Annotated in this window: 11 protein-coding genes, 4 tRNA genes and 1 pseudogene; 5 read left to right on the top strand and 11 right to left on the bottom strand. The window is 68.5% G+C overall.

Annotation, left to right across the window (positions count from 1 at the left end):
• Window positions 1-151 precede the first annotated feature (151 nt).
• Window positions 152-493: an MGMT family protein gene (locus tag AC1AYN_RS02925; RefSeq protein WP_476531946.1), complete on the top strand. Its 342-nt coding sequence runs from the start codon at window positions 152-154 to the stop codon at window positions 491-493.
• Window positions 494-558: 65 nt separating this feature from the next.
• On the opposite strand, the gene AC1AYN_RS02920 is transcribed toward AC1AYN_RS02925, so the two are convergent.
• The 3 genes from AC1AYN_RS02920 to AC1AYN_RS02910 form a co-directional block, all read right to left on the bottom strand.
• Complete coding sequence (locus tag AC1AYN_RS02920; protein ID WP_476531944.1) at window positions 559-2019, bottom strand: DNA-processing protein DprA; 1461 nt, start codon at window positions 2017-2019, stop codon at window positions 559-561.
• Between the two features lie 108 nt (window positions 2020-2127).
• Complete coding sequence (locus AC1AYN_RS02915; RefSeq protein WP_476531942.1) at window positions 2128-3678, bottom strand: YifB family Mg chelatase-like AAA ATPase; 1551 nt, start codon at window positions 3676-3678, stop codon at window positions 2128-2130.
• A complete protein-coding gene (locus tag AC1AYN_RS02910; protein ID WP_476532319.1) occupies window positions 3678-4121 on the bottom strand; it encodes a YraN family protein in 444 nt (147 codons plus the stop codon). The genes AC1AYN_RS02915 and AC1AYN_RS02910 overlap by 1 nt, the downstream gene beginning before the upstream one ends.
• A 200-nt stretch (window positions 4122-4321) precedes the next feature.
• Between AC1AYN_RS02910 and AC1AYN_RS02905 the strand changes: the two genes are divergently transcribed.
• The 4 genes from AC1AYN_RS02905 to AC1AYN_RS02890 all read left to right on the top strand — a co-directional run bounded on the left by AC1AYN_RS02905 (window position 4322) and on the right by AC1AYN_RS02890 (window position 8819).
• The gene (locus AC1AYN_RS02905; RefSeq protein ID WP_476531940.1) at window positions 4322-6253 is read left to right on the top strand and encodes an FAD-binding protein; all 1932 of its coding nucleotides are present in this window, start codon (window positions 4322-4324) and stop codon (window positions 6251-6253) included.
• A 72-nt stretch (window positions 6254-6325) separates the two neighbouring features.
• Complete coding sequence (locus AC1AYN_RS02900; RefSeq protein WP_476531938.1) at window positions 6326-7276, top strand: succinate dehydrogenase/fumarate reductase iron-sulfur subunit; 951 nt, start codon at window positions 6326-6328, stop codon at window positions 7274-7276.
• Between the two features lie 114 nt (window positions 7277-7390).
• On the top strand, window positions 7391-8062 hold the full coding sequence (locus AC1AYN_RS02895; protein ID WP_476501827.1) for an O-methyltransferase: 672 nt from the start codon (window positions 7391-7393) through the stop codon (window positions 8060-8062).
• A gap of 13 nt (window positions 8063-8075) precedes the next feature.
• Complete coding sequence (locus AC1AYN_RS02890; protein ID WP_476531937.1) at window positions 8076-8819, top strand: hypothetical protein; 744 nt, start codon at window positions 8076-8078, stop codon at window positions 8817-8819.
• A 13-nt stretch (window positions 8820-8832) separates the two neighbouring features.
• Here the strand turns inward: AC1AYN_RS02890 and AC1AYN_RS02885 are convergent, their stop codons facing one another.
• The 8 genes and pseudogenes from AC1AYN_RS02885 to AC1AYN_RS02850 all read right to left on the bottom strand — a co-directional run bounded on the left by AC1AYN_RS02885 (window position 8833) and on the right by AC1AYN_RS02850 (window position 13644).
• A complete protein-coding gene (locus AC1AYN_RS02885; RefSeq protein ID WP_476531935.1) occupies window positions 8833-9588 on the bottom strand; it encodes an LOG family protein in 756 nt (251 codons plus the stop codon).
• Window positions 9589-9643: 55 nt separating this feature from the next.
• Window positions 9644-10927, bottom strand: a pseudogene (locus AC1AYN_RS02880) (Na+/H+ antiporter NhaA); the annotation flags it as partial.
• Between the two features lie 86 nt (window positions 10928-11013).
• Window positions 11014-11087, bottom strand: a tRNA-Arg gene (locus AC1AYN_RS02875).
• 32 nt (window positions 11088-11119) lie between these two features.
• A tRNA-Arg gene (locus tag AC1AYN_RS02870) sits at window positions 11120-11196 on the bottom strand.
• 46 nt (window positions 11197-11242) lie between these two features.
• A tRNA-Arg gene (locus tag AC1AYN_RS02865) sits at window positions 11243-11316 on the bottom strand.
• A gap of 32 nt (window positions 11317-11348) precedes the next feature.
• A tRNA-Arg gene (locus AC1AYN_RS02860) sits at window positions 11349-11425 on the bottom strand.
• A 71-nt stretch (window positions 11426-11496) separates the two neighbouring features.
• Window positions 11497-12864 carry an ATP-dependent Clp protease ATP-binding subunit ClpX gene (clpX, locus tag AC1AYN_RS02855; protein ID WP_476531934.1) on the bottom strand — a complete coding sequence of 456 codons (1368 nt, stop codon included), beginning with the start codon at window positions 12862-12864 and terminating at the stop codon, window positions 11497-11499.
• Window positions 12865-12942: 78 nt separating this feature from the next.
• Window positions 12943-13644 (bottom strand): ATP-dependent Clp protease proteolytic subunit, encoded by a 702-nt coding sequence (locus AC1AYN_RS02850; RefSeq protein WP_476531932.1) that lies wholly within the window; start codon window positions 13642-13644, stop codon window positions 12943-12945.
• Window positions 13645-13649 lie beyond the last annotated feature (5 nt).

Here is a 13649-nt window from a genome sequence, read left to right as displayed (position 1 = left end):
GCCCTTGTTTTCACGGTAGCACCGGACGCGCCGCGGCGACGGCATTGTCGTCGTCCGTCGGATGACGGCTGGTCGTGTTTCGTCCTGTCGCGGCCCGACCTCTGCGATGCTTCACCGGCGGCGATGCCTCACCGGCCGTAGACTGGAGGGCATGGGTTCCGTTTCGTTCAATGAGCGCGTGTACGCGGTGGTGCGCCGCATCCCGCGCGGCATGGTCGCCACGTACGGGCAGGTGGCGGCGTTGGCGGGCGCGCCTCGCAACGCGCGCATGGTCGGCTATGCGCTGCATGTCAATCCGGAGCCGGGCGTGATTCCCTGCCATCGCGTCGTGTTCCGCGACGGTTCGCTCGCGCCCGGCTTCGCGTTCGGCGGCCCGGACGAGCAGCGCGCCCTGCTCGAGGAGGAGGGCGTCGTGTTCGTCCCGCCGGCGGCGAAGCCGGCGGGCGACCCGGGCTGGCGGGTCGACCTCGACCGATGCCAGTGGCGGGAGTAGACGCCGGGACAGGTCGTCCGGCACTGCCTGCGGTCTTTCAACACCTCACGCCGAGGCCATGCCCGTCACGTTCCCGCCGTTCCTCGGACCAGTCGCACCTCCCCCTGTTCGCGGCGGATGAGGCCGCGCGCCTCCAGTTCGCCCAGGTCGGCGAGCAGCCGCGGCATGCCGGTGTCCGGATCATCCTCACGAAGACGCGCCAGCAGCGCGTCGCACGTGACGGGCGCGTGCCGTCGCCGGCATGAGCGGATGGCCGTCAGTACGGCCTGTTGCGATGCGGCGAGCGCATCCTCCCGTTCCGCGGCCGTGTCGCCGTCGGCTGCGGTTTCCTCTCCCGCATCGCCCGCGGGTCCGGGCGTCCTGTCGTCGTTCCCGTCTCCGTCCGTGCCGTCGTCCCCTGTCGTTCCCGATATCCGCCACGGCTCCTCCCCCAGCTCGGGCTTGTGCGCCGGGTGGACGAGCTCGTCGATCTCCTCGACGGAGGCGAGCAGCATGGCCTGATGGTCGGCGATGATACGGTTGCATCCGGCGTTGTGCGGCATGGTGATGGGGCCGGGCACGGCGATCACCTCCCGGTTGAGGTCGTTCGCCCAGTTGGCGGTGCTGAGCGCCCCCGATCTCAGTCTCGCCTGCGCGACGACGACGGTGGAGGCGAGCGCCGCGATGATCCGGTTGCGCAGCAGGAACCGCCGTGCTTCGGGGATGGTGCCCGGGCAGAGTTCGCTGATGAGCGCACCACCCTGTCCGACCATCCGTTCGAACAGCGGCAGGTTCGTGGAGGGGCCAATGTGGTTGAGCCCGCCCGCGAACACGGCGACGGTGCGTCCGACGCCGCTCGCGTCGCCGACGCCGTCCATGGCGGCGAGCGCACCCCAATGGGCGGCCGCGTCGGTGCCGAGCGCCCCACCGGAGACGATGAGATGGCCGGCCGCCGCGACGCGTGTCGCAGTCTCGCGCGCCACGGTGCGCCCGTAGTCGGTGGCGCCGCGCGAACCGACGACGGCGACCGGTTTCGCGCAGCTGGTGAGCGCGCGCACGTCGCCGACGCCCCACAGGCAGAGGGGCGACGCCCAGTCGCGGCGTGTGGACAGATCCTGCAGCTGCTGCGGCCAGTACGGGCTGGCCGGGCCGATGACCCATTGCGCGCCGTCCATCGTGAACCAACCGGCGAGATGCTCCCAGTCAAGGGTGGGCAGGGTGTCGAGGCGCGCATGCCATCCGGCGAGCGCCTTGTGGAACGCGCGCATGCCCTGCGGCGTGACCCTACCGCCCCATCTGGCCAGGCCGACGGCGAACACGTGGTCGAGTCCGCTCCTCGCCATCCCCGCCGCCGCGCCGGCGTTGCCGGGTCTCGACCCGATGATGAGCCTCAGCGCCTCCGTCCCGCTGCCCGCCCCTTTGATGGTGGCGTACATGATCGCGTCCGCCCCGTCGAGGCAGTAGGTGAGCGTGGCACGCGCCAGCGTTTCCCGGTCGGGCGGCGGATAGCGCCGTGTCGTCAAGGAATGTGATGTCTCCATGGCCATGTCCTTCCATTGATCCCATGGTTTCCATGGAATCCGTGTAATCCGTCGGTTGCGTTGCGATGCCGTCCATTGCCGGCTCCTTTCCGTATGCGCCCCGCGCGGGAACGCTCATATCAGCCGCGTGCGCAGCGCGATGCCCTGCAGGGTCTCCTCGCGGCCGGGGGACGTCCGTCCGGCCAGGTCGGCGAGCGTCCAGGCGAGGCGCAGCGCCCGGTCCGCGCCCCTCAGGCTCAGCCGTTGCGTCTCCAGCGCGCGGTTGACCGGTTCGAGCGCCTGCGGGGAGACGTGCTCGCGCATCCACGTGCCGGACGCCTGCGCGTTGCAGGTCCACCCGTGAGCCCGGTAGCGTTCGGCGGCGACGCGACGCGCCTGGACGACGCGACGCCGTATCCGCGCGCTGGTCGGCCCGGTCTCGTAGCGTTCCCCGCCGATGATGCGCGGCACGGGCGGCACCTCCACCTGGATGTCGATGCGGTCGAGGATCGGCCCGGAGAGCCTGCCGAAGTAGCGTTGCCGTTCCTTGTGCGTGCACACGCAGCGCTCCCCCGTGCCGTAGCTCATGCCGCACGGGCAGCCGTTCGCCGCCATGACGAGCTGGAACGCGGCGGGATAGTAGGCGGTGCCTTTGGAACGGGACAACGCCACGTACCCGGATTCCAACGGCTCCCTCAACGTCTGCAACGCGCGCGCCGAGAATTCGGGCGCCTCGTCCATGAACAGGACGCCGCGGTGGGCGCGCGTGATCGCCCCGGGTTCGGCCAATCCGCTGCCGCCGCCCACCAGCGCCGCCGTGGAGGACGTATGGTGCGGAGCCTCGAACGGCGGCACGTCGCTGATGCCATAGGCGTTGAGCGTGCCGCACAGGGAGCGGATGGACGCCACCTCCAACTGTTCGGCGTCGGTCAGCGGGCACATGATGCCGGGCATGCGTGAGGCGAGCATCGTCTTGCCCGACCCGGGCGGCCCGACCATGATCATGTGGTGTCCGCCGGCTGCCGCCACCTCCAACGCCCATTTCGCCTGCTCCTGCCCGACCACGTCGGCCATGTCGCCGATCCTCGTCCACGCCGGCTCGCCGTCCTGCGACGAGCCCGTCTCCCCGGCTCCGCCGCCGACCGCGGTCTCGTCCGGCAGCCGGTAACGCGCGGTGCCGCCCATGAGTTCGATGAGCTCGCCCACGTGACGCACGCCGAGCACGTCCACCCCGTCGATCAGATGCGCCTCCTCGAGGTTGCCGACGGGCAGGATCACCTGCCTGACGCCGCGCTCGCGCGCGTGCAGGAGGATCGGCAGCACGCCGTTGATTGGCAGCACCGTGCCGTCGAGGTTCACCTCGCCCATGACGACCGAGTCGATGAGGCATTCGTGCGGGATCGCGCCGGCGGCGCCGAGCACGGCGGCCGCGATGGCCAGATCGTGCGACGAGCCGCGTTTCGGCATGCTCGCCGGGCTCAGGTTCACGGTCACGCGCGTCTCCGGCCAATGGAATCCGGTCGCCTGGCAGGCGGATTTGACGCGTTCCCGCGCTTCGGACAGCGATGCGTCCGGCAGTCCGATGATCGAGAAGTACGGCAGGCCCGGGCTGATGAACGCCTGCATGGTGATGATGAACGCCTTCAATCCGATCAGCCCAACCGACAGCGCGTTGCCGATCGCCATCAGAACGCCCCCGGGATATGGTGGACGAGCGGACGGCCGCCGCGCACGACCACGGTGACCACGTCGAAGCGCACGCCCGTGTGGCCGATCCGATGCCCCGGCTCGAGCAGCCACTGCACGCCCGCCCGGCGCAGGTTCGCCTGCTTCGTATAGGTGACCGCCTCCTGCGGCAGCCCATGCTTCATGTTGCGCCGCGTCTTCACCTCGACGAACACGACCCGCCGTTCCGGCGACAGGGCGACGATGTCGAGCTCGCCGTAACGGCATCGCCAGTTGCGGTCGACGACCGTCCATCCGCGTTCCGCGAGCCATGCCGCGGCGTAGTCCTCGCCGAGCGCGCCCAACGCGCGCGTGGCGAGTGTGCCGTCCTTGAGCCGTTCGGCGATCCGGTCAAGCGGTTCGAGGACGGGAATACCGGACGTCAGGGCCTCCGGCGGCGCCATCTGCAATGCTGTGGTATCCATGCGTCCACTGTGCCCGTCCATGCGGTTCCGCGGCCGTCCCGCCGGGAATTGTGGAAAGAGCCCCCACCGCCGGGCGTGTTGTGGACGGCGTGTGGATGGCGGACGGGTTATCCACCATTCGGCAGGAGCCTTGACAAAAAAGGCCGTCTAAGTCCGCCCTTATGGAACAATGGTGTGATATGAGTCCGAAGCAGTTGGAAGAAATGTACGATGCGGTGATCGTCGGCGCGGGCGCGGCCGGCCTGTCCGCCGCGTTGGGAGCGCTCCGCTCCCCCGAGATCGCGCGGATGAGGGAGGACGGCGTCGACCCGAAGATCCTGGTGGTCTCGAAGCTTCAGCCGTTGCGCTCGCACACCGGATCCGCCGAAGGCGGCATCGCCGCCTCGCTCGGCAACATCGAGGCCGACGACTGGCATTGGCACTACTACGACACCATCAAGGGCGGCGACTGGCTGGTCGACCAGGACGCGGCGCGCCTGCTCGCCGAATACGCGCCCGAGACGGTCATCAACCTGGAACGCGGCGGCGTCGCCTTCTCCCGCACCGAAGACGGCCACATCGCGCAGCGCCGCTTCGGCGGGCACACGCGCGAATTCGGCGGCGCCCCGGTCAAGCGCGCCGCCTACGCGGCCGACCGCATCGGCCACCAGATCCTGCACGCCTTGTGGCAGCAGTGCGTGGCCGCCGGCGTCACGTTCGCCGAGGAATGGTACGTGACCGACCTCGTGCTGGCCGATGACGGCGCGAAGGCGGCCGGCGTCGTCGCCCTCGACACGCATACGGGCAAAATCCACGCGGTCAAGGCGCACAACGTGCTGTTCGCGACCGGCGGCGCGGGACGCCTGTTCCACACCACGTCGAACTCATGGGACCTGACCGGCGACGGCATGGCGCTGGCGCTCGCCGCCGGCCTGCAGCTGGAGGACGTCGAGTTCGTGCAGTTCCATCCGACCGGCCTCGCGCATACGGGCATCCTCCTGTCCGAGGCGGCGCGCGCCGAAGGCGGCGTGCTGCGCAACGCGGACGGCGAGGCGTTCATGGAACGCTATGCGCCCGGCCACGCCGATCTGGCCGCGCGCGACGTGGTCTCCCGTTCCATCATGGCGGAGATCGACGCGGGCCGCGGCGTCGCCGACCCGAAGGATCCGGACGGTCCGAAGGACTGCGTCTGGCTGGACATGACGGGCATCGACCCGGAGCATATGCGCGCCGTGCTGCCGCAGGTGGTCGAGACCATCGAGAAGTACGCGGACATCGACCCGTCGAAGTCGTTCGTGCCGATCAAGCCGACCGCCCACTACACGATGGGCGGCATCCCGATCACCGTGGACGGCGAAGTGTATCGCTGGAACGCGGGCGACGCCGACGGCTCCGACGGCACGGCCGGCGCGCGCGCCGTGGTCGACGGCCTGTTCGCGGCCGGCGAATGCTCGTGCGTGTCCGTGCACGGCGCGAACCGTCTCGGCGGCAACTCGCTGCTCGACGCCTGCCTGTTCGGCACGCGCGCCGGCCGCACGCTGGCCGCGCGCATCGCCGAACATCCGGTCGACGATCCGATGGCCGCGGACGACCCGGACGTGCAGGAGACGGACGACACGATCGCCGCCGCCGTGGACGCCGCCTCGGCCGCGCGCGAAGGCGAGCTGAAGGACCTGCTCACGCCGCGCACGGACGAAGCCGGCACCGGAGACGGCACGGACGCCTCGGGCGACGCCGACGACAACCCGTACCGTCTCATGGCCGACCTCGGCCAGGTGATGGAACGCGCCGCCGCCGTGCGCTGCGACGCCGCGGGTCTCGAAGCCGCGCTGCGCGCGATCGACGGCGAGCTCGCCCCGCGCGCCGGGGCGCTCGCCGCGCACGACAAGACGGCCGCGTTCAACCAGGAGGTCACCGCCATCTGGGAGGTGCGTCATCTCATCGGACTGGCGCGCGTCGTGCTCGCCGCATCCGACGCCCGCCACGAGTCGCGTGGCTCGCTCAAGCGCAATGATTTCCCCGAACGCGACGACGAACGCTTCCTCGCCCATTCGATGACCGACGTCTCGGGCCGTGTCTCATGGCAGCCGGTGCACATCGTCGACGTGCCGCCGAAGAAACGTGAATACTGAGTCACGGCCTGTCCGGCCACGGCTTATGTCACAATGGAGAGTTGTTTTGAGACCGATTGAGGAGGCGCGCGCATGACGAATTCGAACGTGACGACGGTGACGTTGAAGGTGAACCGTTTCACGCCGCGCCCCGAACGCGAACGCGACCGTGCGCGCGGCGGCAGCCCGTTCGCGCGCACGCGCAAGAGCTCGCCGTTCGGCGGCGGGTCGGCGGCCCCGGCACGGCGTCGCCCCCGTGGCCGCCAGTGGGTGCAGGAGTACACGATCCCCGCCCGCCCCGAGGACACGGTGCTCGACTGCCTGCTGGCCATCAAACGCACCGTCGACCCGACGCTCGCCTTCCGCTACTCGTGCGGCCACGGCATGTGCGGTTCGGACGCGGTGGCGATCAACGGCACGCCGAACCTGCTGTGCACGGCCACGCTCAAGGATTGGGTGAGGCCGGCGAACGGCGTGGCCGTGACGGACGACGACGGATTCCGCCGCACCGGCGACGACGCGATGGATACGGCCGTGACGGACGGAACGGTTCTTCCCGAATCCGGCAACCTCGGCGTCATCGAACTCGGCCCGCTGCCCGGTTTCCCCGTCGAACGCGACCTCATCGCCGACATCGATCCGATGCTCGACCAGATCAGGAAGCTCAAGCCGTATCTCGAGGCGGACGGCGTGCTCGCCACCACGCATGAGGGCAAGGTGGACGTGTTCGAATACCTGCAGCACCCGGACGAGCTCGCGAAGTACGAGCAGCTGAGCAACTGCATCGCCTGCGGCGTGTGCGAGGGCTCCTGCCCCGTGTTCGCCGGCGGCGACGCGTTCATCGGCCCGGCGGCGCTCATCTGGGCGAGTCGTTTCGTCAACGATTCGCGCGACACGATCACGATGGATCGTCTCGACGCGATCGACACGGCGGACGGCGTGGCCGCGTGCCAGTCGGTGCGTGCCTGCACGCGCCAATGCCCGCGCGGCATCGACGTCGGCGAGGAGATGTGGCAGATCGTCGCCAAGGTGCGCGAGCGCTGACCCCGAGCGGTACGGCCCCGTGGAAGGCGGCCGCCGGCCGGCCCGTCATGGTCCATGATGGTTCATGACGGCGATTCCACACGATGACTTCAGAGGACGATAAAGGACAGGTTCATGGATAGGACGCAGTACACGAATCTCGCGCAGGCGTGGGGGTTCGTGGAGGATCACGCGCTTTCCCGACAGACGCCGGCGATGGCCCAGATCCGGGCCGCCACCGAGAAGGCGGGCATGCCGCAGGGCTCGGCCGCCCAGTCGGAGGCCCTGTCCATGCTGGCCCATCTGACCGGCGCGAAATCCGTGATCGTGGTGGGCACCGGTTCGGTGATGGAGACGTTGGAGCTGGTGCGCGGCCTCGACGGCACGGGCCAGCTCACCGCCGTCGATTCCTCGGCGAAGGGCATCGGCGTGATCCGCAAGGCGTTCGACGTGGTGCAGGATTCCACGGCGACGAAGCTGCGCGCGGTGAACGCGCAGGCGGGCGTGTTCCTGCCCCGTCTCAACGCGGGCGACTACGACATGATCGTCGTGGCCGGCGACGCCGTCAACTACGCGGCGTCGTTCGAGCAGGCGCCGCGACTGCTGCGCGCCCACGGCGTCATCGTGTTCACCGACATGCTCGCCTTCTACGACGGCATGAACTCGGGCGGCGTGCTCGACCCTGCCGATCGCAGCGAGAAGGCGACGGCGATGCGCGCCATGCTCGACACGGTCGAATCCGACGAACGCTTCCGCACCGTCCTCACCCCCACCGGCACCGGCCTGCTCATCGCCTCGAAGCTGTGACGCGGCACGTCCCATGACAGACGGATACGATCATTGGCCCGTGGACTCGGCCGAACGGCTCGACGTCCGCTGGTACAGGATCCGCATGCATGGCAGGGACTGGCTGATGGATTATTCGGATCCGCGTGATCTGCGCCTGTATATGCCGGACCTGTTCCCCGATGCGGCCAACCGGCATCGAATCTGGGATTGGGAGAACCTGCCGGAGAGCATCCGGACGAGGCATGGCGAGCCGGTCGGATCGTCGCCCACATCGATCGGTCTGTCGGCCGGTGTCGTCAGATGGCTGACGATGCTGCTGCTCTTGTACCTATGGTCGGCACCGGCACGCTTCAACCTCGCGTATCTGACCGCGCTCCCGTGGATCGGCGAACACTGGTACATCGTCATCCCCGTGACCATATCGTGTTTCGCGGCCGGCATCCTGATCTTCTCGGCCTGCTGCCGAAGCGGCATCGACCCCGGCCGGCCCGCCGACATCGTCATGACGAGAATCGACGAATCGACCGGGGCGTCATCCGCGCGTCTCGCCTGTGGCCGGCTGATACGGCTTCTCGTCTTCCCCGCCGTGATGGTCCTCGTCGGCGTGTTCGGCGTTCTGGTGCATGGTCCGAACCTGCTGTCGTTCGTCCTGTTCCTCGTCCTGCCGTTGCTGACGCTCGTATCGGACCGTTTCATCGTGTTCTCGCCGCTCCTGCTCGGCTGGACGTACCGGATCGGGAGCGCCCCACGCGACGACGTCCGATTCCGCGGATAGCCGGTCGACGGCCTTATCCTCGGATTGCACCGGTGGCCACGCGCACGGCCTCGTCCGGATCGTCGGTAATCGTCACGAGCCGCGGATCGACGCCGGAGATCATGCCGTGCTCCTTGACGGGCCCCTCCAGCCAGTCGAACAGGCCCTGCCAGTAGGCCTTGCCGACCAGGACGACCGGCATGCCGTCCACCTTGTGCGTCTGCACGAGGGTCAGCACCTCGAACATCTCATCGAGCGTGCCGAAGCCGCCCGGGCAGACGATGATGCCGGACGAGTATTTCACGAACATGAGCTTGCGCACGAAGAAGTAGCGGAAGCTCATGCCGAGGTTCACGTAGTCGTTGATGCCCTGCTCGTGCGGTAGTTCGATGCCGAGGCCCACGGATTTGCCGCCGGCCAGCGCGGCACCCTTGTTCGCCGCCTCCATGATGCCGGGTCCTCCCCCGGTGATCACGGCCACACCGGCCTGCGCGAGCCGTTCGCCCATGTGGCGGGCCGCCTCGTAGGCGGGGTCGTCGGGACGCGTGCGGGCGGAGCCGAATATAGCGACCGCGGGCCCCAGTTCGGCCAGCGCGCCGAAGCCGTCGACGAATTCGGATTGGATGCGCAGCACGCGCCACGGGTCCATGTGCAGCCAGCCGGTGCCGTCGTCGGGCCTCAGCAGGTTGGCGGTGGTGTTGTCGGCGGGGATCATGTCCCCGCGCATGATGATCGGTCCGCGATGGTAGGTCTGTCCCAGGGGCGCGTCCGCGTCGTTGTCATTGCTCATACCGCACGATTCTAACGCGCCGGCCGCAAGGTCAGACGCGCGACGCAGCCTCATGCGCCTCGCGCTCGTATCGTTTCGACTGACGGCTCAGCAGCACGCCGGAGATGGCGGCGGCGATGAGCGAGCCGACGAGCACGCCGAAACGCGCCTCGGCGGACAGCTCCGGATTGTCGTAGGCGAGGGAGGCGATGAGGAACGCGACGGTGAAGCCGATGCCGCACGCGCAGGCGGCGGGGAACATGTCGCGCACCCGCAGCCCCTTCGCCATCTTGAGGCCGAACAGGTGGGTGGACAGCCATGCGGTGGTCATGATGCCGAGCGGCTTGCCGACGACGAGCGCGACGATCAGCGCGATGACGATCGGCGAGAGCATGAGCGCGGGCGTGAGCGATTCGAAGTGCACGCCGGTGGCGAACAGGGCGAACACGGGCAGGGCGAGCAGCGCGGAGAACGGTTGGAGCTTGCCTGCGTACCGGTCGGCGCGCGGCGTGGTCTCGCCGTGCACCTCGCGCGCGGGGGTGAGCAGGCCGACGAGCACGCCGGCGAGCGTCGGATGCACGCCCGCCTCGAACATCATCACCCAGGCGAGGACGCCGACGACGGCGACAAGCGGCCACGGCACGCGCCGCATGCGCACGAGCGCCGCCCAGACGGCCGCGCAGGCGGCGATGCCGATGAACCAGTACCACGCGTTGAGCGCGGAGAAGAACACGGCGATGAGGATGATGGCGAGCAGGTCGTCGACGGTGGCGAGCGTCATGAGGAACGCGCGGATCGCGCCGGGCAGCGCTTTGGCGAAGATGGCGAGCACGGCGAGCGAGAACGCGATGTCGGTGGCGGTGGGCACGGCCCAGCCGCGCGCCATCTCCGCGAACGGGATCTCGCTGCCCGTGGTGGTGAGCACGAGGGAACCCGCGGGGCCCGGCCCGTATTGCGCGAGCAGCGCGGTGACGGCGGTGAACAGGATGGGCGGCGTGACCATGCCGCCCACCGCGCACAGCATCGGCACGGCGGCGGCCTTCGGGTTGGCGAGCGAACCGGTGGTGAGCTCCTGTTTCAGGTCGAGGCCGACGGTGAGGAAGAAGATGGTGAGCAGCCCGTCCTGCGCCCAGTGGCCGATCGGCAGGTCGAGGTTGGTGCGCGGCACGGCGATATGCGTTTCGGCGATGGTCTCGAACGCGTGGGCGGTGGCCGGCAGGTTCGCGAGGATGAGGCCGAGGAACGCGAAGGACAGCATGATGAGTCCGGAGAGACGGTCAGATGCGGCGATGTGGCGGATGGTGCCCCACACTCCCCTGCGACCGACTCCCCTGCCGCGGGTGCTGCTGCCGTTCGTCATGCGTCCTCCCCGGATCATGGCCGTTCATGATTCGTCCGGCCGATATTGGAAAAGCCCCTGTCACATGCGTGAGAGGGGCTTTATCGTGCGCCGGACAGGATTCGAACCTGCGACCTGCTGATCCGTAGTCAGCTGCTCTAATCCGCTGGGCTACCGGCGCATACCGCTTGGTTTACCTCGTGCGGTCCGAGGTGGTGCGCCGGACAGGATTCGAACCTGCGACCTGCTGATCCGTAGTCAGCTGCTCTAATCCGCTGGGCTACCGGCGCATACCGAATATTCGGTTATCAATGCCACGGAATCATCCGTGACGAGTGCGCGAGACAGGATTCGAACCTGCGACCTGCTGATCCGTAGTCAGCTGCTCTAATCCGCTGGGCTACTCGCGCATACCGCTTGGTTTACCTCGTGCGGTCCGAGGTGGTGCGCCGGACAGGATTCGAACCTGCGACCTGCTGATCCGTAGTCAGCTGCTCTAATCCGCTGGGCTACCGGCGCATGTTGTCTTGCTCAGGCAACTCGACATATATTACCCATCGTCCGCGGATTCGCAAGGTCGGCGTGTCGCGTCACGCCGCGCGCCGCCTCCGTCCTTGGGAGCGCGCCGTGACGGGGCGCAGCTCCTGCGTGTCCACGCTTTCGCTGGAACGCACCATCTTCGGCACGCCGGCGCCGGTGACGGACGCCTTGTCGACGATCACCTGGGTCACGTCGGGCATGCTCGGCAGCTGGAACATCGTGTCCTGCAGCGTGCGTTCGATGATGGATCTGAGCCCGCGCGCGCCCGTCCCCTGCCGTATCGCCGTGGCGGCAATGGCGCGCACCGCCTCGCGCGTGAACGCGAGATCCACGCCGTCGGCGGCGAACAGCTTCATGTACTGCTTGACGAGCGCGTTGCCCGGTTTGGTGAGCACGGCCGCCAGATCGTCCTCGTCGAGCTCGTCGAGCACGCTGACGACGGGGAGACGTCCGATGAATTCGGGCAGCAGTCCGAACTCGGCGAGGTCGTCGGCGCTCACCTGTTGGAGCAGCTCCTCGTCCGGCACCTGATGGTCGTGCCATGCGGCGCCGAAGCCGCTTTCACGCGCGCCGAGACGCGTCTTGATGATGTCGGCGAGGCCGACGAACGCGCCGCCGCAGATGAACAGGATGCCGCGCGTGTCGATCTGCACGGTCTCCATGTCGCGGTGTTTGCGCGTGCCTTCCGTGGGGACGGAGGCGACGGTGCCTTCGAGGATCTTCAGCAGCGCCTGCTGCACGCCCTCACCGGACACGTCGCGCGTGATGGACGTGTTCTCACCGCTTTTGCGCGCGATCTTGTCGATCTCGTCGATGTAGACGATGCCGTGCTCCGCCTTGGACACGTCGCCGTCCGCCGCCTCGATGAGCCGCTGCAGCACGGTCTCGACGTCGTCGCCCACGTAGCCGGCTTCGGTGAGCGTGGTCGCGTCGGTGATGACGAACGGCACGTTCATCACGTGGGCGAGCGTCTGCGCGAGATACGTCTTGCCGACGCCCGTGGGACCCAGCAGGAGGATGTTCGATTTGGCGACCTCGACGTCGGCGAGCGGGTCGCGGCGGCGACGGCCGCGCGTCCGCCCGTGCGCCTCGTCGAGTTCGCCGGCGCGTTCCGCCAGCTCCATGTTGACGCGCTTGTAGTGGTTGTACACGGCGACGGACAGGGCGCGCTTGGCGGCCTGCTGGCCGACCACGTACTTGTCGAGGTACGCGTTGATCTGCACGGGTTTGGGCAGCTGCAGCGCGTTGACCTCGGCGTCCTTGTGCCGCTCCTCGGAGATGATGCCGACGCACAGTTCGATGCACTCGTCGCAGATCGCGGCCCCCTGGCCGGTGACGAGCTTGCGCACCTGATGTTCGGTCTTGCCGCAGAACGTGCACTTCGGCACGCCGTCGTCGTAGCTCACCACACGCCCCATCGCATCTCCTTCACCCTCGTACGTCGCATAGGGGCCGCCCGGCCGAATAGACGGCAGGGCGGCCCCGGTTCGTCCGCCTCACTGGCGGTGTTCGAGCACCTCGTCGACGATGCCGTATTCCTTGGCCTCGCCGGCCGTGAGGAACGTGTCGACCTCGATGTCCTTAGCGATCTTCTCCTGGGACTGGCCGGTGTGCTTGGCGAGCGTCTTCTCCAGCCATTCGCGCATGCGCAGCATCTCACGCGCCTGGATCTCGATCTCCGTGGCCTTGCCGAAGCCCTGGTCGATGGCCGGCTGGTGGATGAGCACGCGCGCGTTCGGCAGCATGAGGCGCTTGCCCTTGGTGCCGGCGGCGAGCAGGATCGCGGCGGCGGAGGCGGCCTGGCCGAGGCACACGGTCTGCACGTCCGGCTTGATGTACTGCATCGTGTCGTAGATGGCGGTCATGGCCGTCATCGAGCCGCCGGGCGAGTTGATGTACATCATCACGTCGCGGTTCGGATCCTGCGATTCGAGCACGAGCAGCTGCGCCATGATGTCGTCGGCGGAGGTGTCGTCCACCTGGACGCCCATGAAGATGATGCGGTCCTCGAACAGGCGCGTGTACGGGTCCTGCCTCTTGAAGCCGTACGGGGTCTTCTCCTCGAACTGCGGCAGGATGTATCGGTTCTGCGGCGCGAACGCGGCTTCGCGGCGCGCGGCCGGCATGAAGCCGACGACGCCGGCGGGACCGGCCAGACGGTCGGCGCGTGCGGCGAACTTCGCTTCCTCGGATGCCATGTTGT

The organism is Bifidobacterium sp. LH_413, assembly GCF_056357015.1.
Note: the sequence above shows the minus strand (reverse complement) of the source record. Positions and strands in the feature narration are given on the sequence as shown.

Coding starts and splice junctions, on each gene's coding strand:
- AC1AYN_RS02885 (WP_476531935.1), bottom strand. CDS start 9,588: ATGAGCAATGACAACGACGCGGACGCGCCCCTGGGACAGACCTACCAT.
- AC1AYN_RS02915 (WP_476531942.1), bottom strand. CDS start 3,678: ATGGCGATCGGCAACGCGCTGTCGGTTGGGCTGATCGGATTGAAGGCG.
- AC1AYN_RS02920 (WP_476531944.1), bottom strand. CDS start 2,019: ATGGCCATGGAGACATCACATTCCTTGACGACACGGCGCTATCCGCCG.
- AC1AYN_RS02910 (WP_476532319.1), bottom strand. CDS start 4,121: ATGGCGCCGCCGGAGGCCCTGACGTCCGGTATTCCCGTCCTCGAACCG.
- clpX (WP_476531934.1), bottom strand. CDS start 12,864: ATGGGGCGTGTGGTGAGCTACGACGACGGCGTGCCGAAGTGCACGTTC.
- AC1AYN_RS02905 (WP_476531940.1), top strand. CDS start 4,322: ATGAGTCCGAAGCAGTTGGAAGAAATGTACGATGCGGTGATCGTCGGC.
- AC1AYN_RS02850 (WP_476531932.1), bottom strand. CDS start 13,644: ATGGCATCCGAGGAAGCGAAGTTCGCCGCACGCGCCGACCGTCTGGCC.
- AC1AYN_RS02925 (WP_476531946.1), top strand. CDS start 152: ATGGGTTCCGTTTCGTTCAATGAGCGCGTGTACGCGGTGGTGCGCCGC.
- AC1AYN_RS02900 (WP_476531938.1), top strand. CDS start 6,326: ATGACGAATTCGAACGTGACGACGGTGACGTTGAAGGTGAACCGTTTC.
- AC1AYN_RS02895 (WP_476501827.1), top strand. CDS start 7,391: ATGGATAGGACGCAGTACACGAATCTCGCGCAGGCGTGGGGGTTCGTG.
- AC1AYN_RS02890 (WP_476531937.1), top strand. CDS start 8,076: ATGACAGACGGATACGATCATTGGCCCGTGGACTCGGCCGAACGGCTC.